Below are 22,032 nucleotides of genomic sequence, written 5' to 3'. Positions count from 1 at the left end.
CATTTTAGGCAAAAACAGAACTTAGTCTGAGACTAAATTCTGTTGGTTTTATGCAGTTTTCTCAGAGTAACTTCTAGATGGACGGGAACTAGAACTTACTTTGAGAATTTACCTTTCGAAAACTTCGCTCTCCTGCTTGTTTGGTAAGAAGAGAGAGAGGACGATTCCGACAAGAGCTGGTAATAACCAGGCCAATGATTGTCCTGCCAATGGCAGAGCTGAGATGATTGTTGAAACAGCTGTCCAACCAAATTGACCAGCCAAAACTTCTACCAATGACAAAGCTGTCACTAGTCCCACAGTTAATTGCATACCGTAGGTCGAAAGCGGTACAAATTTATTGACAATGGTAATCAAGACAATACAGATGGTAATTGGATAGAGAACCAAAAGAACTGGAACTGAGAAGGTAATGATATTGTTCAAACCAAGGTTGGCAATCCCAAAACCAATCAAGGTAAAGACAGTTGCATAGACTTTGTAAGTAAAACGTGGGAAACGTTCTGCAAAGAATTCTCCACTAGAAACGATAAGACCAACTGTTGTTGTAAAACAGGTAACGATAACCATAGCAGCCAAGAAAATTTGAGCACTTGGACCAAAAATAGCTTGTGTTGCTTGAGATAAGACGTAGACACCCTTGTTCGTATCGGATGCCAAAACATCTGCTGGCACTGGGAAATGATTGCCTAGGAAAGCCAAACCAACATAAAGCGCTGAGAAGGCCAAAGCAACGACTAATCCAACTGACCAAATGGTTGAAATATATTCCTTCTTGCTTGAAAAACCAAGTTGTTTCAAGGTATTAACAGCTACCACACTAAAGGCGATAGAGGCAAGAGCATCCAAAGTGTTATATCCTTCAATAAATCCTGTACCAAAAGCCTGTCCAGCTGAGTAAGCTTCTGCTGCTGGCAGAGGACTGGTCGAACCATACTTGATAGCTCCTAGAACAACCAAAATAACAATCAAAATGGCGAATACTGGAGTTAAAATTCGTCCAATACTATTCAAAATCTGAGAAGGATTAAGGGCAATCAGGTAGGCTGCCACAAAGTAGAGAGCTGTAAAACCAAATAACCAAATTCCAAGGTTTGCTTCACCTAACAATGGCGCAATACCAATTTCAAAGGACGTTGTAGCCGTACGCGGAATAGCAAAGAAAGGACCGATAGCCAGATACAAGGCAACAAGATAAACCGTTGCAAAAGCTGGAGAAATCTTGCGAGAAATCTCATGTACATAACCTTTGGGGTTTAATGTTCCGACAATCAAGGCAATGACGGCAATACCGACACCCGATACGACAAATCCTAATATAGCTGGCCAGAAATTCTCACCTGACAAGACCCCCAAAGCTGGTGGAAAAATCAAGTTCCCTGCACCAAAAAACATACCAAACAGGAGTAAACCTGTTAGAGCACCTTTTTTCATAACTCCTCCTTTGTTGGAAAAAATATTTGTGAAAAACTATTATACCATACAAATCTTTCTTTTCCGAGCAAGTTGCAAAAAAATCCAGCTTTCGCTAGATTTTCATTATATTTCTGAAAAATATTTTTGTTTCCTTACAATAAATCGGCAATCAAACTATCCACTTCGTCCTTCACTTCTTCTTTCGGAGTGATTTCAGTTACGATAATCCCAGCCACAGCTCGTTCCACCAAGGCTTCTACATCCATGCGGGCTTCGTACTGCTCGACATTTTTAATCTTAGGATTAGTCTTTGGACGGTCTGGGGCAAAGATGGTGCAGCAATCCTCAAATGGCTGGATGGAAATATCAAAGGTATCAATTTCTTGAGCAATATCAATGATTTCCAACTTGTCCATGGTCACAACTGGACGGATAACAGGGGTATTGGTCACCGCATTGATAGCCTGCATGGATTCCAAGGTCTGACTTGCAACTTGGCCTAGACTCTCACCATTGATAATAACCATGGCACCACGCTCCTCTCGAACTCGGTCTGTAATCCGCATCATGAAGCGACGGGTCAAGGTCATCAAGTAGGCTTCAGGGGCCTTTTCCTTGATTTCTTCCTGAATTTCTGTAAACGGCACTTCGATAAAGGTGATATTACCACCGAAGGCAGTCAATTTACGGGTCAAATCATGGGCTTTTTTAAGGGCACCGGGGCTGGTATATGGAGGGCTAGCAAAGTGCAGGGCTTCGATTTCAACCCCACGTTTTAGGGCCAAATAACCCGCAACAGGCGAATCAATCCCACCTGACAGCATCAACGTACCCTTGCCAGATGTACCAACTGGCAGACCGCCTGCTCCCTTGATTTCTTCATGGGAAATATAGGCTGCATCAGGACGAATTTCCACTCGCAATGTAATGTCTGGCGACTTCATCTGCACCTGTACATTTGGAATAGCTGTGAAGACCGCATCTCCAAGGACTTGGTTAAGGTCACGACTGTCCAATTCAAAACTGTGGTCGCTACGACGTGCCGCAATCTTGAAGGTCATCCCTTCCTTGTAAATGGACCGCATAATCTCCACAACCGCCTCTTTCAAGGCTGGAACAGACTTTTCAATCTTATAAGACGGTGCGAAATTTTGGATCCCAAAAATCTTCTTCAAAGAAGCTGAAACGTCCTGATAATCTGCCCCGTTCAAATAGACATGCCCACGGTCACGGTCAAAATAAACCGTCACTTCTGGGTAAATAGAAAGGACGTGCTTGATGTTGTTACGCAGTTTGTTGACAAACCGCATCTTGTTTTTCCCTTTGGTTGATAATTCGCCATAGCGAATCATAATTTCTGAATAGTTCATTCTACCTTACTTTCTGTGTGTTTTGATAAATTTGTTTGAAAATCGTGAGGAATTGTTCGATTTGTCCCATATCGTTGTCATCATCCAAGCTGATACGGACGGCAGTTTGAGCCAACTTCTGCGGAACACCCATAGCAATTAGTGTTCCAGCTGGTTTTCCAGCCTTGGACGAGCAGGCTGAGGTTGTCGAAATGTAAATCTGGTGGTCTTCAAAGGCATGGACGATGACTTCACCACGGATATTTTTAATCCCGAAGGTCACAATGCTTGGCACAAAGTCCTCTAGCCCAGAAAAGACAGTCACATCGGCATACTTGCTCAATTCATCCACCAGGATTTGCTTCATAGCCGCCAGCCGCTTCTGGCTGTCTACTGCCTTGTCCAAGGTCAAGCGGAGCGCCTTAGCCGTTGCAGCAATCCCAGCCACATTTTCCGTGGTTGAGCGTTTATCGCTTTCCTGTCCTCCTCCTGTCAATAGCGGAGCGATTTTCTTGCCAGCTTTAATATAGACGAAACCTACTCCTCTGACAGAGTGGAATTTGTGACCTGAAAAACTGGCAAAATCAACTCGGTCTGTCAAATACCGTTCCGTTGGCACCTTGCCGATTGCCTGCACCGCATCCACATGGAAGGAGATAGTTGGCTTATCAGCTAAGAGCTGGGAAATTTCCTGAATGGGCTGAATAGCACCAATTTCATTGTTGACGGCCATGACAGAAACCAGTGTGGTATCGGGACGAATCAGGCTTTCTAAGGCTGAAACATCAACAAAACCTTGGGCATTGACCGGAGCCAAATCCACCTCAAAACCTTGGGTTTTGAGCCAAAGTGCTGACTCTTTTACCGCTGGATGCTCGATAGCTGACACGATGATGTGCTTGCCCAGATGCGCCTTTTCAAATGCCACCCCCTTGATGACCCAGTTATCACCTTCCGTACCACCTGAGGTGAAAAAGATTTCCTTGCTGTCCTTGCCGAGAAGCTCTCCTATTTGCTTGCGAGAGGCCTCTAAGATACGGGTCGCCTGGCTACCTAGGTTGTGGAGACTAGAGGGGTTGCCCCAGATTTTGGTTGCCACTTCCGTATAGGTCTTGAGAACTTCTGGATAGACCTGGGTGGTCGCTGCGTTGTCAAAATAAATCATGTCTTCATTCCTTTTTTTGCAATAGTCCTATTTTATCACGTTTTCATGCCTTTCGCCAATCTTTAAGATAGTTTTAAACTTGGTTTTTTATGATGAACTTGGAGGATAGCACATGAAATCAATAAATAGAAAAGAACATGGTTCTGCCTTAACAAAACTCCAAAAATTTTTAACCTTCATTGGCTCAATTTTAGGGATTGTTACTGCCTGTATCACAATCTATACTTTTTCAATAACATCTAATGCAACCACTACTAGTCCCAGCAGCTCAGTGACCACAGTATCTTCAATCAATCAAATAGGAGAAAACAAAAGTGTGACAATCCCAATCACTGAAATAACATCGTCAAATGGAATATACAGTAGTTCTACCACTGAGAAGAGCAGTTCTTTAGCATCACAGAAACTTCATCTAGTCAAGAAATCCAAACGAGTACAACAGAAACGACGAGTAGTACTGAGAACTCTACTGAAGCATCCACAAGTTCCTCCCAAGAATAACCAGATAAGTATTGCACAACTGCTCTTGGTTTGATATACTAAATCTAGGAGGTACTGTATGAAATATTTTATTCTTAGAATACCTATTTTAGTTTGGTTATTGTTATTTTCATTCATTGAAATCTTCCTGCTAGCATCATTTTTACCAGAACCGTTTAACACCAATTCTCTTCTTCCCATAGTTATCTTATCTAGCTGTGCAGTTAGAGTATCGAATGAAGTCAAAGAAAGACATGGACAATATACTCCGTTTAAAGAGCTTTGGTGGGCAGTACTAGTTTGGGTAATCTTAGGAATACTTTTTGGATTGACTGTCCAGGCCCCCCTATCAAAACACCTTGTCTTTATCATCAAAGCTATTTTAGGTGGAATAGGCTACCGCCTTATTGAACGCTATACCGTCTATCGCTATCACTATTTACAGACGAAAAGAAAGCGGGACTAAAACGGTCTGGGAATAGACCGTTTTTGCTCAACAACATGAAATAATGAGTTGTTGACGAACTTTTCTGATCATTTGAATTCTTATACGAAAACTCAAAAGAATGCAAAAACTCCCTCCCTATGATATAATCAAAGTGAAAAATTTTTATGTTAGGCTACTAGCTCGTCCCTAGTAGTCTTTTTCTGTGCTAAAAATTCAGGATACGTTATCTGCTCTTGTAAGAGGATATAAGCTATTTTTAATAATTGATGTGCAAGGGCAATTGTTGCTTTTTGTGAACCACGCCGACTTTGAATCTGATAAAAATCATAAATCTCCAATGACTGCTTTAACATAAAGCGGTGATGGTCAGAAAAATAGCCATCCAAGGCTTCCATAAGCTGCGGTACTTTCTTCTTCAAGCTGGTGTAAACTGATTGATGGACAATGCGAGGTGTGATAGGCGTCCCATCAACCAGTAGCTGAAGGAGATTGCGACCAGATAGTCCCATTATATCTTCGATATAGGTTGTTAGCTTGATACCACCTGATTGAAGAATTTTATGGATACGGTTTGTTTCTCGATTACGACTTTCCACATAATGTTTTCGTTGTCTGGTCAACTCCCTCAATTCTTGAATGGTTTCATCGGGAACGAAACTCCGAGGAAGCAGACCAATCCGTGTTCATTTGGCAATCCAGTGAGCGTCCTTCTTGTCGGTTTTCTGACCTGGAATAGCCTTCATGTGGGCTGGTTGAGCGAGTATCAACTTGAAGTCATCACATAGAGCATGCCAGACAGGTCACCAATAAACACCTGTGCTTTCCATACCAACAGCTTCCACATGAAATTGACTGAGAAAATCGTGGCAAGCACGTAGGCCTTTAGTCGTATTTTTATACTCATGCCTATCGCATATTCTGGGGTGCTCGTCAGTAGAGTGGGTTAGTTTTTCCCGCGATGACTAACATCATTAACTCGTCAACCACAAAGCCCTCACTAAGATTATACACCTAGTGAGGGCCTTATGTTCGTTTTCGTTATTCTGTGGGTGAGGGCGGAGCCATCATGGATGTCTTTCCCACATAATATCCTCCTTGTAAAGCACTAGATATAGTAATGTAAAATGTTTGTAACACTATATCTAGCAATCTGTGCTATAATATTCTCATAGTAAAACCTTTACACCCTCTATTCATAAATTTGTTAGAAAGGGAAAGAATATGGAAGAGCTACTCCCAACGATATTAACAGCATTTGCCACCACAATGGCCACAAAAGGTGCCGAAGCTCCTGCACAAACATTTAATAATTTGTGGCAGTACGTTTTCGGACCATTGGATAATTTTCTTACCAAAAAGATTGACGAAAGGGTTGCTAATAATAAAGCTCAATACGCTGATAGCATCACAGGAAAAGTTTCGAATATCCCTAAAGAGTATCTACAAGAACCTCAACTCAGTATTATCGGTCCAGGACTAGAAGCATCTAAGTTTTATATTGACGAAATGGAACTGCGTGAAATGTTTGCAAAACTATTAGCTTCGTCATTCGATTCTAGACAAAATGATAGAGTTCATCATTCATTCATCGAAATTATAAAACAAATATCTCCTCTTGATGCAGACAACTTAAAAATCATCTCTAAAGCACCACACTCATTGCCTATCACTAACTATTCAATTAACAAAATGGATGGCAAGCAAGAATTGTTCAAAAATTACGTGTTCTTATCAAATCCACAATGTCTTCATATCGACAAACAGGCTTCTTCAGTCATAAATCTCAAAAGACTAGGTTTGATTGATATAAATTTTGAAAAATGGCTAACTGACGATTCACACTATGCTGTGCACAAAGACAATAATCTTATAAGAGAGTTCAACAATGAATTGGCCTCTCGCCAGCAGGAGATTAACGTAGAGAAAGGGATATTATTTCTAACTCCGCTCGGGATTGATTTTTGTAATATTTGTTTAGACTAAAGATTTTCTATTTTTTCAATACTATTTCCGTAAAATGTTTGATATTGGAATTTTCCATTTCAAAATATCCTTCATAGAGTTTATTAATATTATGGATATGCCACTTCATCATCAGGAAAGATACCGTAAACGAAACCAATATCGATGTAAGAATAATCCCCATCATTTCTCCCTCCTTTCCACCTTTACTTCTTCCTCCACTTCACAATCTGCCGTATCACAAACGACAGAACCAACAAACCAGCTAACCAATAGATCATTGCTTTATTTGGCAAATGGTGGTATACTTCAAATAAGAGGTTGGGGCTTTCGCCCCTTGCTCTTACTTTTTGTTTTGTAAGTTCCGCTTGTGCTCAAGCACTTGTTTGTGCCATAAGCGAGCTTCTCTTACTAAGCCTAGAATGATAATCGGGATTGCTAAGTCGTTATCAGCTAGGCTTTTTAGTATGTCCACCATTTGCTTTTCCTCCTGTTTTAGTTCGGTCATTTCCCTGACCTTGATTAAATTATACTACGAATTAAATCGTACTTCGACAATTTTTACGAAAAAAGTCGAAAAAATTTTGTATTTTTATTTTACAATTACGAAATAATTCGATATTATATAGTAAAGATAAAAAAAGGAGATAATGTTATGGTTCGCGGTAGAGGAAAATTAACACCGCAAGAAATTGAATTGATGAGCGTGATTTCTGCTAACATCAATAGATATCTGACGGAACAGAATAAAAAACAAATCGATTTATCAAGGGGGACGGGTATTCCGCCGAGTACATTAACAGGGTATGTAAAAGGAACATCATTGCCAATTCCTAGCAACGTCCAAAAAATCGCAGATTATTTTGGATTGAAGAAATCGGATATAGACCCACGGTTTAAATCCACAATCCCTTCTTCTTCCATCCCTCTTCCCAACTTCGACCCACGTAAGACTATTCTGCTATCTAACTATGACAAGCTCAACGACACACGCAAGAATAAGCTCCTAGCGACCTCTGAGACACTTCTAGCCGAAGAACAAGGGAAAGTTATCGACATCTCGGAAAAACGGGCAGAATACGAAGCTAGAAAGCGTATCAGCCTACCCGTACCAGGCAAGGTATCTGCAGGTACAGGCTACTGGCAAGAAGATGACTACGACACCATGGTGGACTTCTACGCAGACGACATTCCGGACGAAAGCAAGTACGACACCGTCGCAGTCGTTGTTGGACACTCCATGGAACCCAAAATAAAAAACGGAGACTTCCTCTTTATCAAACTCAAGGACCAGGTAGATCTAAACAAAATCGGAATTTTCCAAATAGACGGCGAAAACTACGTCAAGAAACTAAAAAGCGACCATCTACAGTCACTAAACCCAGACTATGACAATATCCCCTTCACCGAAGACATGCGCACCATCGGCGAGGTCGTGGAGGTTTATAGGGAGAGGTAGGGAGGAGATTTTTATGAAAGAAAATCCATACTTTGAGAATGCCAAACAGAATTACATCAAAGTAGAAAAATTATACAAACTTGGCAAGGCAAAACACACCTCCACCAAATACCGCTTCCTAGCCCCTGCTGTCAAAAGACAATCAGAGCAGTATCTTTACGAGGCAGAAAATCCCAAAAGGAAATATTGGAAGTTTAATCGTGGTTCACTAGTCTTTGTTGAATTTGGAGTAAACGTTGGTGGAGAGTTGTCAAACAATCATTGGGCTATAGTACTTGATAAAACAGATTCACCGTACAAAAAGACATTGACAGTCATCCCAATCACTTCCAAAGAAAATGACAACACTGTTCCCTTACAAGAAATAATTGGTCAACAATCATTTAAGTACATAGACAAAGAATTTGCTAAACTAGAACAGAAGATAACTGAGGAAGACACTTCAAGTGAGGAGTTCCAACTCACCATTTCAAATCTAAAAGAAGTCATCGACTACTATGGTAAATACCTCAAGCAATCATTCGCAAAATGCGACAGCCTACAAACCATTAGCAAAGACAGGATACTCAAAAAGAACCCCTTAGACCCTGTAGGAAAGATAAAAGTATCACCAGAAACTCTTGACGCCATCAACGCAAAAGTTAAAGAATTGTATTTCTAACCAAAATACTTTACAAAAATCAAAAATAAGTATAAAATATGACTGTATTAGAGGTAAAGCCTCATAAAGTTTACATTCGGGATTTAGTCCCATACCGTACGGCAGTCATGTTTTTCATGGCTGCTTTTTTGCTATTTTACAAAAAAAAATCCCTACACTCTCCGCCGGCAAGCTTGAGTGTAGGGGAATTCCGTATAAGAAATCGCCATTAAATGGGCAGTTTTCTTATACCCATTTTATCAAATTAGAAAGGGTAAAGCAATGGCATACTTTAGAAAAAGGGATAACGGATGGGAATACCGTATCTCATATAAATCCCCGGACGGCTCATATAAGCAAAAATCTAAGTCTGGGTTTAGGACTAAGTCTGAAGCTGTTCAAGCAGCATCCCAAGCTGAAATAGAACTATCTATTGGCATTGTCGAGGATAAGGATATTACCCTTGCGGAATACTTTGGAAAATGGATGGAGGTCCATAAGAAACCACACGTCGACCCAGAAACTTATCGGAAATATGAATTTAACCTAAAAATCATCAAAGAGTATTACCAAAATACCAAGCTATCCAAAATCACGGCAACCATGCACCAGGAAGTCCTCAATAGACTGGCAGATAGATATGTCAGATACACGGTAAAACTGTTTAATTCCCATATTAGATCAGCAATCAAGGTCGCCTTGCATCAAGGGACATTAAAAAAAGATTTCACTCAATTAGCTAAAATTTTTTCCAACGTCGAATCCAAAGAGGAAAGTGAAAAATACTTAGAGCTCGACGAATACAATGACCTCTTACTAGACTGTAGGCGGTCCGTTAAATACCAAAGTCACTTTTTTATATACACAATAGGAAAAACTGGTCTACGATTTTCGGAAGCCCTAGGGCTGACAACATTAACGGTTGATAGGGAGAATATGCTACTGCAAGTCCTTCGAACTTACAAAGTATACGGCGGGAAGTTGGGTTGGAATACGACCAAAAATCCTCAATCTGTACGAGATGTTCCGATTGACAAAGAATGGCTAGCAGCTTACGATGAATACATGGATACAGGGTATATAGATAATCCTGAAAAGCGATTATTTACTAAGGTATCAAGTACTGCTGCTAATAAAGTCTTAAAAAAGAAAACAAAACCAACTTTCACGATCCACGGATTAAGGCACACCTATGTTAGTTTTTTGATACACAGCGATTTGGATATTATGACAATATCGAAATTAGTTGGTCACAAAGATACGACAGAAACATTAAAAACATACGCCCACCTTTTTGAAGAAAAACAAACCCAAAATTTTGACAAAGTTAGAAATCTTTTTGAAAAATTTGGGGCAGATTTGGGTCAAACATAACAAAAACCCTTGTGTACCAAGGGTTTTAAGCGTACTTTTTATCCACCCTGAGGGAATCGAACCCCCATCTCAAGAACCGGAATCTTACGTGATATCCATTACACTAAGGGTGGAAAGGAAAAACTTGCACAAGGCAAGTTTTTATATGAATTACAATTCAATGTCACCGAAAAGGTCAGCCATTGAGAAACCAGATTGAGTTTCTGGCAATTCGTAATCACGTTTTTCTTCACGTTTTTGACGACGTGGACGTGGAACACGCTTTTCAGCTTTTTCTTCGCCCTCAGCAGCTGCTGGACGCTCTTCCAAAGCTTTGATAGAAAGTGATACACGCTCATCAGCAGCATTCACTTCAAGAACTTTAACAGTTACTTCTTGACCTACTGACAAAGCATCTTTTGGATTTTCAACACGTTTGTGTGAAATTTGTGAAATGTGTACCAAACCATCGATACCTGGCAATACTTCAACGAAAGCACCGAAGTCAGTCAAACGTTTTACTTTACCTTCGATAACGTCACCAGCTGCCAATTTTTGCTCAACGCCATCCCATGGACCAGGCTGTGTAGCTTTCAATGACAATGATACGCGACCTTCGACTTCGTCGATTGCAAGAACTTTAACTTCTACTTCTTCACCAACTGTTACAGCTGATTTAGGAGATACGTTACGCTCGTGTGACAATTCAGTCAAGTGTACCAAACCATCTACACCACCAAGGTCGATGAAGGCACCGAAGCTTGTGATACGTGCAACTTTACCAGTCACAACTTCACCAACTGCCAATTTGCCAAATACCTCAGCACGTGCAGCTGCAGATTCTGCTTCAACAACGTCACGACGTGACAAGATGAAACGGTTCTCAGCAGGATCAACTTCTTTGATTTTAGCATCAAATTCTTGACCTACGAAACGCTCAGTGTTACGAGTGAAACGGCTATCGATCATTGAAGCTGGGATGAAACCACGAAGACCTTCAAATTCAACTGCAAGACCACCTTTAACGGCGCGAGTTACTTTAACAGTAACAACTTCTTCTTCACGACCAACAAGCTTGTCCCATGCTTTGCGTGCTTCCAAACGTTTTTTAGATACAAGATATGTAACAGTGTCTGTATCTTTACCAACAACTTGGCGAAGTACTAACAATTCAAGTGTCTCACCAACTTTAACAAGGTCGTTGATATCAGCATCACGGTCGTTAGTCAACTCACGAAGAGTCAATACGCCTTCAACACCAGTACCTGAGATAGCTACGTTTGCTTGACCAGCATCAACTGTCAATACTTCTGCAGTTACCACATCACCAGGTGTAACTTCGCTTACACTGTTCAACAAATCTTCAAATTCGTTCATTATAAAAAAACCTCCGACAATCAGGTCTATCGACCCAACATAAAATATATTTTATTTAAGGCACACGCAAGGACAACAACAATTAGACATCTTTGACGAACTAGATTTAATCTAGTACCTTGACTGGGGTAGCTGGATTCGAACCAACGCATGAGGGAGTCAAAGTCCCTTGCCTTACCGCTTGGCGATACCCCAAAATATAGATACTGTCCATTTCTATTTTGAAAGAAATTGAACTCAGCCTAAACGCTAGGTGAAATAGACCGATTTCCTTGTGTCTTTCGACACGGTGTCAATCGCCTAATTTCACTGGGCGTTTTAACGGCTTCGTATCTTAGTTGAACACGGACTAAAATCCTAGTGAAAAAGATAAACTTCCTTGTGTGTTTAGCACACTGCGTCAGTTTCCTATTTTCATACGGATTTCTTAACGTCCTTTGTATCCTGTTCAATGGAAAGAGAGGGATTCGAACCCCCGAACCCGAAGGAGCGGATTTACAGTCCGCCGCGTTTAGCCTCTTCGCTATCTTTCCATACACCAACAGCCACTATTCTAACATAAAATAGTGACTATTACAAGCCTTTTAGTGACTTAAATTATAATTTTCTATGATATTTTCAACTGCTTTGTCTAGTTTTTTATAAAAGCTTTCGGTATTGCCATTTTTTACAACAGCAAAATTATTTTCTGCCAATTCTGCAATTTCACCGATAACTTTTTTACCAATTACCAAGCGGTAACCAGCAAATTCTTCCTTGTTGACCAAGACTTTACTATCTTCAATTTGAATTTCAATTTTTTTATCTTTTTTACTCATTTTCAAACCTCACTTTTACTATTCTACAAAAAAATAGAAGAGCTTGCAAGCACAAGCCCTTCATGTAGATTGAAATGATACACATCAATCTCTTCTGAAAATATCCCTAGAATAGACTTTATTTTCAACATCCTTTAGACATTCTTCAAAGCGATTGGCAATTATGACCGTTGTTTGTTGCTTAAAACGCTTGATGTCATTCACCACTTTCCACCCTTCAAAAAATGAGTTATCGGGAAGAGTTGGTTCATAGATGATTAAATCTACTCCCTTTTTCTGAAGACGTTTCATCACGCCCTGAATGGAACTTTGCCTAAAATTATCCGAGTTTGTTTTCATCGTTAGACGATAAACACCCACAGTTACTGGTTTATCACTGGCAGTAGCATGAATTTTCTCAGCAAATTTGATAACTTGTTCCGCAATAAAATCTTTTCGAGTTCGATTGGCTTCAACAATAGCTGAAATCATGTTTTGTGGGACTTGCTGATAATTGGCAAGTAATTGTTTGGTATCCTTAGGCAAACAATAGCCTCCATAACCAAACGAAGGGTTGTTATAGTGCTGACCAATTCGCGTATCTAAACCAACACCCTTAATAATGTCTTCTGCTCGTAAATTATTCAGTTCTGCATAAGTATCCAATTCATTGAAGTAAGAAACTCGTAAGGCTAAATAGGTATTGGAAAAAAGCTTAACAGCCTCTGCTTCCGTGGCTCCCATTATCAATATTGGGATATCAGTCTTCTGGGCAGCCTGTGCCAGTAAATCACCAAATAATTGAGCAGACATTTTTATATTAGGAGAATCTGTCATTTCTGTGGAAACGATAATACGAGATGGAAAGAGATTATCGTAGAGTGCTTTCGATTCTCTAAGAAATTCTGGGCTAAAGACAATGTTCTCGGTTTGGTATTTTTGACGCATATTCAAAGTAAATCCAACTGGAACTGTTGACTTCACAATCATGAGGGCATTAGGATTCACTGCCAAGACATCTTTTATGACACTTTCAACATAGCTTGTATCAAAGTAATTTGTCTTATCGTCATAATTGGTCGGAGTAGCAATCACCACAAAATCAGCTGCTTTATAGGCTGATTCAGCATCTGTTGTCGCTTCTAAGAATAAGTTTTCCTCTTTTAAAAATCGTTCGATATAATCATCCTGGATTGGAGATTTTTTAGACCGCACCTGCTCAACTCGTTCTTCTTGGATATCAACAGCGTAAACCTTATTATTTTGTGCTAACAGAACTGCAATGGACATTCCTACATAGCCTAAACCAACAACTGCGATGGTATTTGTAGGCTTTGCTATATCAGTTATCTGATTTCTACTGTCATTATTTTGTTCTAATGCTTTGTTCATGAACACTTCCTCATTTCTCAATCAATAGAGCATTCTCTAATACCTGCAGTTACAAATTTTGAAAACTAGGTCAGTATTTTGATAGTTTCAGCAAGTTTCTCCAGATTTATTTCTTTATCATCCTCCTGTGATTGACCACGAGAACTTGTCTTATCGAGGAGAGTGACAAAGGTTTTTAGTAATAATTTAATATCTAGTAAGATGGAATATTTCTTGATGTATAGCAAATCAAATTTTAATTTACTCTGAAAATCAGAGGTATATTTTCCATAAACTTGTGCGTAACCAGTGATGCCTGCACGCACATTGTGGCGAAGTGAATAATAACCATTTTCTTGATTAAACTGCTCAACAAAAAACGGCCGTTCTGGTCGTGGTCCGACCATGGACATATCTCCTTTTAAAACGTTTATCAACTGCGGTAACTCGTCAATTCGAGTTCTGCGAATAAACTTACCAATTCGTGTCACACGGTTGTCATTTGCACGAGCTAAAACAGGTCCTGATGTTTGCTCTGCATCCTCTCTCATTGACCGAAATTTTAAGATTGAAAATACACGATTTCCCTTTGTTACCCTATCTTGACGATAAAAGATTGGTCCTGGACTTTCTAACTTAATAAGAATTGCCGTTAATATGAAAATCGGGCTTGATAAAAGCAACAAAAGACCTGCCATAAGAAAATCCAAGGTCCGTTTTACAAATCCTTGACCAACAGATAGACAATATGGTGAAAGTTGAATCATACTCTCGTCAGAAACATTGAACAACTGTGCGTTAATAGCGATTGAATTTTCAACATTAGTTGTCAGAAAGAGGATTTTATCTTGAGAAATCAAGTAGTCATAAATTGCTAATCTAGTCTTACTTTCAATGTCCCCTGCGATATAAACAGCATCAATCTCATCTACAACTTTCCTGATAGATTCCAAATAGTGATTAACTACCAAGTGGGTTACTTTATGCAAGGGCTCACTAGATGCTTGAAAATTCTTCCAGGCAGCAAGTACATCAGCTTCTTTCCCTACTATCAAAAGGCGTTTTCTGTTCACTTTACTCTCATAGATTTTAAAAATAATGAGATGTACTAGGCTAGATAAAAACGTTCCTAGAGTGAGAATATGAATAAATGATACTACAGAAAAAGGAAATGAACCTAGAAATGGAAGACTAACTATTGATAAGCCACCCAAAAAGAATAGTTGGACAAAAAAGGAGTTTAGAATATCGCCCTTTACTGTTCGGTTATAATATACATGGGTATCAAAAGCTCTGCTCAAGAAAATATAAAAAATGATTATCCAAGGTAGAACCAGTAACGAAAATTTTAAATCTAAAACAGTTATATCAACAATCTGAAATAAACTAATTATTAGAAATACAGATGTGACAACTATGATTGCCTCTATGATCGTGGCAAGTCTAATCCAAGCTTGTTCTCTGATAAACACTATCTCTACCTATCCTTATTTATTTTTGTGATTATTTGCCAACTAAATTGTAAATTTAAATTGTGTTCCACCATTTTTCCTTAATTATAACACAATTTTTATAATAACTATATCCTTATATTATTTAAGCTTAGAAAATTCTCTTGCTCCTTGAAACATATAGCGGATATTATCAAATAAGGAAATTTCAGGTAACATCATTTTTCGTTTGCGAATAGCAAATTGAAGTATCAATAGCCAGTACCATCTCTTTGTCATTCGTTTATATATGGCTCCTCGTTTCCGGCAATTTTCCGGTGTATTAGAACGGTCCCACTGTGATTCACGAATGATTAATTCTGCAACTTTTACAGGGTAACTATATATCTTTAACCCTTTTCTAAGAGCATCAAATAATAGAATATTTTCTTCTCCAGAACCAAATTCCGCTCCTATTCCAAAACGCTCATCAAATCGGAGACCTGCTTTTATGAAACTAGACTTTTTAAAACTTATCTGAACTGAAGATGTCTGCATCGCTGCTAGATAATGTATCCGACCTTTCGGTTGTACTTTTTTTCGACCAGTATTATTTTCAAAATCGACAATAAATACGATAAAATCTGCATCTGGAAATTCTTGGTATGCTTTCGTAACGATACTATCATACTGATCTACAAACACCATATCATCGTCCGCAATGTAGCAAATATCCAACTCATTTGCCATATCAACTGCATCATTTCGGCTTGCACTTAAACCTAGTCGTTCACTATTAATTATCGTAGATTTTCCCAATTTTTCTATATTTCTTATGTTACGACCTAAAGAAGATTGGTTTACTACGATGGCCTCAACATCCGAGATGTTCATATTTTTTAATAATTCAGGAACATTATTATTATCAAGTGTTGCAACAAGTACTACCATCAAATCTCCTTAAATTCTTCTCTTTATTGCATTTAATGCATAACCACAAAATGGTACTATTGATTCTAGAATAGTTAAACCTTCGACATTTCTGAATAAGTTCCACGTTCGTTTAATAGCAGATAATTTATTTGCAGATAGCGAATCTGAAGTCCTACGGTAGAGAGAGAGAACTTCATTTATACTATACGCATACCCTGTTACTTTCAAGATTTTCCACCAGGTTGCAGTGTCTTGTCCTTTTCGAACATCCGGCATAGCAATTTGTTCTTTTGTTAATGAAGCCATATCCAACATAACAGTTGAAGTCCAAATTGTATGATTTCTTAACGCTTCTTTATAGGAAATTTTTGATGGTACCAAGATTGGTTTTCTAATAGGCAGCCCTTTTTCGTCTGCAAATTGATAGGCAGTAAATGTAAATGAATACTTGTACTGCAACATAAACCTCACTTGTTTTTCGAGTTTCCTAGGCAGCCATAAATCATCTGCATCTAAAAAACAAATAAATCGTCCTTTAGCATGGGCAACACCAACATTCCTAGAATGACCAACACCATTATTTATCAAATTTTGAAGTATAGAAATATTTGAATGATGACCAAATGTTTTGGATACAAATTCAAAAGATCCGTCATTTGAACAATCATCCACTAGGATAATTTCTACATTAGGGTATGATTGCTGGAGTACAGTTTGAATTGTTTCAGCAATGTACAATCTTGCATTGTACATTGGGATAATGACACTGACTAAAGGTGTCTCATTTTGAAAATTCATTTTCTTTCCTTTGTGAATAATATTTGAAAAAATTGCTATCCTGTAGTAATATTAAAGTCAACTAAATGATTAGAAAGTGATATTATGAAACCACTTATATCAATTATTATTCCTAATTATAATCGAGGACACCTGTTGAAGGAGGTCCTAGATAGTGTTATAAATCAGACATTTCAATCAATCGAAATCATTGTCGTTGACGATAAATCAAGCGATAATTCTATTGAAATTATTCAAAAATTACAACTTTCAATTCCGAACTTATTTCTTATTCAACAAGAAATAAATAGTGGAGCAAACGCGTGTCGTAATCTAGGAGTAGCTCATGCGAAAGGGGAATTTATTGCCTTTCTTGACTCTGATGACTATTTCCTCCCAACTAAACTTGAGAAACAGATGGATATCTTTAATCTCTATCCTGAAATAGGTTTTGTTGTCACAGGTTTTGATGCAAAAACTGTTCAGGTATTATCTGAAGGAATTATCCCCTTAAAAGAAACTATCTTGCAAAATAATCTAGGAGGCTTTTCTACTCTAATCGTAAAAAAACATTTATTCAACCAAGTTGGCGGTTTAGACATTCAGCTCTTAAGTTGTCAAGATTGGGATTTGTTCTTAAAATTACTTACAATATGCAAAGGGTACAAATTAGCGGAGAATTTGGTTATCTATGAAGCGCAAGAAGATAGTATTTCAAAGAATATTACTAAAGTTATTCAAGGTTATAAAATTGTTTCTGAACGAGCTAGAGCATTAAATAATACTTTACAACTTATTCCTGAACATAATCTCATAGCCTATCATGAATATTATCTTGCAATGCGTTATTTCGGACTAAATAAAATAAAATTGACAAGAAAACACCTTTTGAAGTCAATAACGACTCGGCCAAAGCCAATTCCCCTTCTTTATTATTTTGCATCGTTATTTGGAGCTCCGACTTTATCCTTTCTACTAAAGCTAAAAAGACAATTTTTAACGAAGCATTTTAATCAAAATTGAGGAAACATGATAATTCCAGGGTAGAATATTTATCATAGCCCAAAATACTGGAGTAGAATGTTCTTTTTTTAGAAGTGAATATAGATATGTATTTTTCTTATAGTCTAAGTCTAACAAGTCTTTTCTAGCATCTTGGTAAGTTTTGTAATTTTCTTCTTTGATTGATACCATTTGTAACTGTAGAAGCGCTTCGATTAATTTAAATTCGTAATACTCTTTATATGCTTTACAATTAGATAGTAATAGCTTACACGAAGCAACAGATTCCAAAATATTTTTTACGCGAAATTCTGAGCTAAGTGAGTTTGCTCGAATTCTATAATTATAAAATGGTTTATGTACAGAGGTGATATTCTTAGCTGCAACCATTAAATCCACATAAACTCCATCACTATTGCCTTCTAAAAAATAAAAACTTTCTCGTCTGATTAAATCCAGAGAAGCAATTTTATTGGTAGGTTGGGTATTTTTGTAAAGAGTTTCTGGAGCTGCTTTTCCTTCAATTGGAGTGAACCATTTTCTCTTATTTAATCTTCCACCATCACTATACAGATTTACGTCACAAATCGCAATCTCAGCATCATTTTTAATAGCTTTGTTATAAAGTTCTTCAAACATCTCTGGCTCGATAAAGTCATCTGAATCAATAAAACTCATATATTGACCACTTGCAAGATCTATTGCTTGATTTCGTGCTGCTCCAACCCCCATGTTCCGTTCTTGAACAATTAATTGAACTCTTGGATCTTTTCTTTGAAATTCTTTTAATATCTCCAAAGAATCATCTGTCGAACCATCATCAACACAAATAATTTCAAGATCTTTAAAAGTTTGGTTTCGAATAGATTCAATACATTCTCTTAAATACGTTGATGAATTGTAAACAGGGACACACACTGAAATTGTTGCCATTTTTTCCTCAATTTTTCTATCTAATTTATATCATTTATTGTATCAAATTTTTTTCTCTATTCCAAAGAAAAGAAAAATTTTTTATTTGAAAGAAGAACCTAGTGAATACAAAATCTCTTAAACTAAACGGTCTTATTTCCTTGCTAAATAAGGTCATCTCCATCGTTTGTAGTCTTATCTTACCTCGACTCTTCATCACTGCCTACGGGTCTGAGGTCAATGGGCTTATGTCCAGTATTTCGCAATATTTGACCCTAATTAGTCTCTTAGATTTGGGGATGGGAGCCGTCATTCAAGCTAGTATGTACAAACCATTATTAGATAAAGATACGGCACTACTCTCGACTATCTATTATAAATCGCAGGCTTTTTTTAACCGAATCGGCTTTGCCCTCTTAATATATATCGGCTGCCTCTGTATTTTCTTACCCACTCAACTCTCTGGAGATTTTTCTCAGAGACAAATTATAGGATTGATTTTGGTTTTGTCTCTCTCACACTTACTGCAATTTTTCCTCGGGATTACCAGTCAAATTATCCTTGGCTCCGACCAAAAGGCATATATCAAGGAAATATTACAAGGAACAGCCAAAATCCTCAACCTACTTCTTACATTAGTTTTAATCCAGTCAGGACAGACTGTCCTTATGGTTAAATTTGCCTCAGCTCTAGTTTTTATCCTTCCACCTCTTTTTATCAGCTTCTATGTCCGTCGTAGTTATAAGATTTCAAAAACTCTTCGGGATCGGACTTACCAGATCCAGCAACAATGGTACGGCATTGGTCAACACATTGCTTACACCATCCAAGAGAGTACGGATATTGTCATTTTGTCCATGTTTGCCAGCCTGTCACAAGTTTCAGTCTATGCCGTTTACAATACCGTTTTTCAGGGAATTAAGGCATTTTTAAATGCAGCAACAAGTGGTCTTCGTCCTTTTTTGGGTCGTGCCCTACACATGGAAGATACAAAGCTTTTGCAAGTTCAATTTCATAAAATGGAATGGCTCTTACACACCGCTTCTACTATTTTTATCAGTTGCACCTTCCAACTGGTCACACCTTTTGTTGTACTTTACACCCAAAAAATTACCGATGCCAATTACAACCAACCTGTCTTCGGCTATCTAATGACACTTGCTATTCTGTTCTATGCCTTACGCTTGCCCTACCGGACCCTGGTTTTTTCAAAAGGAGACTTTAAAAATACCCAATTTGGTACCTATTTCGAAGCTTTATTGAATCTCGGCCTGTCTCTCGTATTGGTTTTCGAATGGCAGATCGTCGGGGTTGCAATTGGCACTGCCGTTGCCCTTTTCTTCAGCTTGATATACTACATGTGGTACTCTTATTCCCATATATTAAAAACCGACTTACGTCTACTGAATAAACAGCTGCTGGTGGATGCAGGTGTAGTTCTCTTATCTAATCTTTTACTATTGCCACGAGTCAACAAAATTGAATCATTCATCTCCTGGATTTTCTTTGGATTTATCAGTATTTTCTTGACAACTTTTATCAGCTACATCTTGAATAGGATCGTTTTGAACAAGAATCTTCTTAATTTTAAGAAATAAGAAAACTCCATCAATTATCAAGTAAGGTTACTTGAAATTGACGGAGTTTTTATGAATCATAAATTAGATTTTCTAGAAGTTTCTTGCTGATAAATAGCAAATAGGATTGCTACCAAAATAATAAAACTTTCCCCTTCATACATACTTCCTGATAAAAAATACTTTAGAAAGTAGGAAGACACTGCAAAGATAACCATTTTTTTATTGATAGAATTTGACATCAGGAAGATCTTACAGACAAAAAACAGTAAGGAAACTAAAATCAAGCCACCTAGCATCCAACCAAAGGCGAGAAAGGTTTCCAGAATAAAATTGTGGACGTAAATTTTTTCAGGCATAATCGTTCTGTCAAAGAATAGGCCGTTAATTTCACCACCCATTTGTTTTAAATAATTGATGGCTATGTCAATCATTTCATTTCTACCTGTACTCACTCCGATGCTCCCTTGTTCCAAACGATTTAAAATATAAGAATTTTCAATGTTGAGTGCAGGTAATGATTTTCTTGCAACTGAGAAAATTCCTATGAAAAGCCACAGCCATAGAACGATTTGCGATAATTTCTTCAAGGATAGGTTGCTGATGAACTTGTTTTCAAACGCCAGAAAGATGAAATAGACCACTGCTCCGATAACCAACCAGATCAATGGACCGCGAGCACCATATATAACTCCCTCTAGCAACATAACTAGAGCAACTCCCGCCTTAAGCAATGTCGGTCGGCGAATGAAACTAAAGGTAAATAGCATCCAAATTGGTAACAGCTGATAAGAAAAGGTCATATAATTGGTCTGATTCTGAAAGAAATACTTAGAAACAAATGCACCAACTATTAACAAGTAATTCATGTACTCAATCACTTTACTAGTGAATAGTTGACGAAAATCACTTATTCTAGTTAAAATAAGCACTGAGTAGGGTAGGTAATAGACGTAAATCATCACCATGACTGTGCCAGTATAAACTGACTTAACTGATTGAGGGCTGGTCAAATATAAAATGAAGTATAAAATATATATGAAATAGAGTACCGTTAATCGTTTTAACGAAAAACCAAATTTCACCAAAATATAGATTGCCAAAAGATAAACTAGTGCATAGCAAATAAAAATACTTCTTGCTGCTATAAATGAAGCTCCTATTTTTTGAAAAAGAAGCGATAATAAAAAGTTAAAGGGATAAATCGCTATAGAGATATAGAAAAAGGAGATACCCCATTTATTAAATAGTCTATTATCTATCATATGTCAATACTCCTTACTATATAAATTCACCTTAAATTTTGTTAAGCAAATGATATGTTTCACATCTCTTAGGAAATTATTAGAATTCCAAAAACAGTTTTCTTAGCAATTTTATGATATAAGTTCACACAGAAAGGAATATATGTATGCCTAAAGTTTCAATCATTGTACCTGTATATAACACAGAGAAATATATCGGAGATTGCATCCAATCAATTCTCCAACAAAGTTTAAAAGATGTTGAGTTAATTCTAGTGAACGATTGTTCAACCGATCATTCCATAGAAATTTTAAAACAGTTAAACCTGTTTACGGAAAA

At 37.8% G+C, this 22,032-nt stretch carries 20 protein-coding genes, 3 tRNA genes and 2 pseudogenes; 9 read left to right on the top strand and 16 right to left on the bottom strand.

The genetic code is table 11. The features are described from left to right. Positions 1–108 precede the first annotated feature (108 nt). The 3 genes from brnQ to C1G49_RS04580 form a co-directional block, all read right to left on the bottom strand. Entirely contained in the window at positions 109–1,434 is a 1,326-nt protein-coding gene (brnQ, locus tag C1G49_RS04590) for a branched-chain amino acid transport system II carrier protein (protein ID WP_105124790.1), read from the bottom strand. A 134-nt stretch (positions 1,435–1,568) separates the two neighbouring features. After that, positions 1,569–2,786, bottom strand: a complete 1,218-nt coding sequence (thiI, locus tag C1G49_RS04585) for a tRNA uracil 4-sulfurtransferase ThiI (RefSeq protein WP_105124789.1) — start codon at positions 2,784–2,786, stop codon at positions 1,569–1,571. A gap of 1 nt (position 2,787) precedes the next feature. Beyond that, the gene (locus C1G49_RS04580; RefSeq protein WP_105124788.1) at positions 2,788–3,930 is read right to left on the bottom strand and encodes a cysteine desulfurase family protein; all 1,143 of its coding nucleotides are present in this window, start codon (positions 3,928–3,930) and stop codon (positions 2,788–2,790) included. A gap of 112 nt (positions 3,931–4,042) precedes the next feature. Here C1G49_RS04580 and C1G49_RS11450 point away from each other — a divergent pair, with 112 nt between their 5' ends. Next, positions 4,043–4,465 (top strand): DUF6556 family protein, encoded by a 423-nt coding sequence (locus C1G49_RS11450; protein ID WP_330847371.1) that lies wholly within the window; start codon positions 4,043–4,045, stop codon positions 4,463–4,465. A gap of 24 nt (positions 4,466–4,489) precedes the next feature. Continuing rightward, positions 4,490–4,876: a hypothetical protein gene (locus C1G49_RS04570; RefSeq protein WP_105124787.1), complete on the top strand. Its 387-nt coding sequence runs from the start codon at positions 4,490–4,492 to the stop codon at positions 4,874–4,876. 157 nt (positions 4,877–5,033) lie between these two features. Here C1G49_RS04570 and C1G49_RS04565 read toward each other — a convergent pair. Beyond that, a pseudogene (locus tag C1G49_RS04565) lies at positions 5,034–5,757 on the bottom strand (IS110 family transposase); the annotation flags it as partial. 322 nt (positions 5,758–6,079) lie between these two features. Between C1G49_RS04565 and C1G49_RS04560 the strand changes: the two are divergent. After that, entirely contained in the window at positions 6,080–6,841 is a 762-nt protein-coding gene (locus tag C1G49_RS04560; RefSeq protein WP_105124786.1) for a DUF4393 domain-containing protein, read from the top strand. A 322-nt stretch (positions 6,842–7,163) separates the two neighbouring features. Here C1G49_RS04560 and C1G49_RS11150 read toward each other — a convergent pair whose 3' ends face one another. Further along, positions 7,164–7,328, bottom strand: coding sequence for a hypothetical protein (locus C1G49_RS11150; RefSeq protein WP_153308570.1), 165 nt, complete (start codon positions 7,326–7,328; stop codon positions 7,164–7,166). Positions 7,329–7,475: 147 nt separating this feature from the next. On the opposite strand from C1G49_RS11150, the gene C1G49_RS04555 reads away from it, so the two are divergent. The 3 genes from C1G49_RS04555 to C1G49_RS04545 all read left to right on the top strand — a co-directional run bounded on the left by C1G49_RS04555 (position 7,476) and on the right by C1G49_RS04545 (position 10,293). Then, complete coding sequence (locus C1G49_RS04555) at positions 7,476–8,279, top strand: XRE family transcriptional regulator (protein WP_105124785.1); 804 nt, start codon at positions 7,476–7,478, stop codon at positions 8,277–8,279. Positions 8,280–8,292: 13 nt separating this feature from the next. After that, on the top strand, positions 8,293–8,940 hold the full coding sequence (locus C1G49_RS04550) for a type II toxin-antitoxin system PemK/MazF family toxin (RefSeq protein WP_105124784.1): 648 nt from the start codon (positions 8,293–8,295) through the stop codon (positions 8,938–8,940). A gap of 261 nt (positions 8,941–9,201) precedes the next feature. Further along, positions 9,202–10,293, top strand: a complete 1,092-nt coding sequence (locus C1G49_RS04545; RefSeq protein WP_105124783.1) for a tyrosine-type recombinase/integrase — start codon at positions 9,202–9,204, stop codon at positions 10,291–10,293. A gap of 41 nt (positions 10,294–10,334) precedes the next feature. Here the strand turns inward: C1G49_RS04545 and C1G49_RS04540 are convergent. The 9 genes from C1G49_RS04540 to C1G49_RS04500 all read right to left on the bottom strand — a co-directional run bounded on the left by C1G49_RS04540 (position 10,335) and on the right by C1G49_RS04500 (position 16,978). Continuing rightward, positions 10,335–10,406, bottom strand: a tRNA-Arg gene (locus C1G49_RS04540). A 37-nt stretch (positions 10,407–10,443) separates the two neighbouring features. Further along, a complete protein-coding gene (gene rpsA / locus C1G49_RS04535) occupies positions 10,444–11,649 on the bottom strand; it encodes a 30S ribosomal protein S1 (RefSeq protein WP_105124782.1) in 1,206 nt (401 codons plus the stop codon). Between the two features lie 123 nt (positions 11,650–11,772). Then, positions 11,773–11,844: transfer RNA gene (locus tag C1G49_RS04530), tRNA-Gln, on the bottom strand. 257 nt (positions 11,845–12,101) lie between these two features. Then, a tRNA-Tyr gene (locus C1G49_RS04525) sits at positions 12,102–12,182 on the bottom strand. Positions 12,183–12,233: 51 nt separating this feature from the next. After that, positions 12,234–12,467: a DUF2969 domain-containing protein gene (locus C1G49_RS04520; RefSeq protein WP_105124781.1), complete on the bottom strand. Its 234-nt coding sequence runs from the start codon at positions 12,465–12,467 to the stop codon at positions 12,234–12,236. Positions 12,468–12,551: 84 nt separating this feature from the next. Further along, positions 12,552–13,736, bottom strand: coding sequence for a nucleotide sugar dehydrogenase (locus tag C1G49_RS04515; protein WP_238595846.1), 1,185 nt, complete (start codon positions 13,734–13,736; stop codon positions 12,552–12,554). A gap of 167 nt (positions 13,737–13,903) precedes the next feature. Beyond that, complete coding sequence (locus C1G49_RS04510) at positions 13,904–15,289, bottom strand: sugar transferase (RefSeq protein ID WP_161942082.1); 1,386 nt, start codon at positions 15,287–15,289, stop codon at positions 13,904–13,906. Positions 15,290–15,409: 120 nt separating this feature from the next. Continuing rightward, positions 15,410–16,198: a glycosyltransferase family 2 protein gene (locus C1G49_RS04505; RefSeq protein WP_105124778.1), complete on the bottom strand. Its 789-nt coding sequence runs from the start codon at positions 16,196–16,198 to the stop codon at positions 15,410–15,412. Positions 16,199–16,207: 9 nt separating this feature from the next. Next, a complete protein-coding gene (locus tag C1G49_RS04500) occupies positions 16,208–16,978 on the bottom strand; it encodes a glycosyltransferase family 2 protein (RefSeq protein WP_105124777.1) in 771 nt (256 codons plus the stop codon). Between the two features lie 84 nt (positions 16,979–17,062). Between C1G49_RS04500 and C1G49_RS04495 the strand changes: the two genes are divergently transcribed. Then, a complete protein-coding gene (locus C1G49_RS04495) occupies positions 17,063–17,980 on the top strand; it encodes a glycosyltransferase family 2 protein (RefSeq protein ID WP_105124776.1) in 918 nt (305 codons plus the stop codon). Here C1G49_RS04495 and C1G49_RS04490 read toward each other — a convergent pair. Beyond that, positions 17,954–18,892 carry a glycosyltransferase family 2 protein gene (locus tag C1G49_RS04490; RefSeq protein WP_105124775.1) on the bottom strand — a complete coding sequence of 313 codons (939 nt, stop codon included), beginning with the start codon at positions 18,890–18,892 and terminating at the stop codon, positions 17,954–17,956. The genes C1G49_RS04495 and C1G49_RS04490 overlap by 27 nt on opposite strands. A 101-nt stretch (positions 18,893–18,993) precedes the next feature. Here C1G49_RS04490 and C1G49_RS04485 point away from each other — a divergent pair, with 101 nt between their 5' ends. Next, positions 18,994–20,469: a lipopolysaccharide biosynthesis protein gene (locus tag C1G49_RS04485; protein WP_105124774.1), complete on the top strand. Its 1,476-nt coding sequence runs from the start codon at positions 18,994–18,996 to the stop codon at positions 20,467–20,469. 56 nt (positions 20,470–20,525) lie between these two features. Here C1G49_RS04485 and C1G49_RS04480 read toward each other — a convergent pair whose 3' ends face one another. Continuing rightward, on the bottom strand, positions 20,526–21,713 hold the full coding sequence (locus tag C1G49_RS04480; RefSeq protein WP_153048220.1) for a hypothetical protein: 1,188 nt from the start codon (positions 21,711–21,713) through the stop codon (positions 20,526–20,528). Between the two features lie 146 nt (positions 21,714–21,859). Here C1G49_RS04480 and C1G49_RS04475 point away from each other — a divergent pair. Continuing rightward, positions 21,860–22,003, top strand: a pseudogene (locus tag C1G49_RS04475) (glycosyltransferase family 2 protein); the annotation flags it as partial. Positions 22,004–22,032 lie beyond the last annotated feature (29 nt).

Origin of the sequence: Streptococcus suis, assembly GCF_002960625.1 — a bacterium.
Classification (GTDB): domain Bacteria; phylum Bacillota; class Bacilli; order Lactobacillales; family Streptococcaceae; genus Streptococcus; species Streptococcus suis_T.
This window is presented reverse-complemented; position numbering and strand designations above follow the sequence as displayed.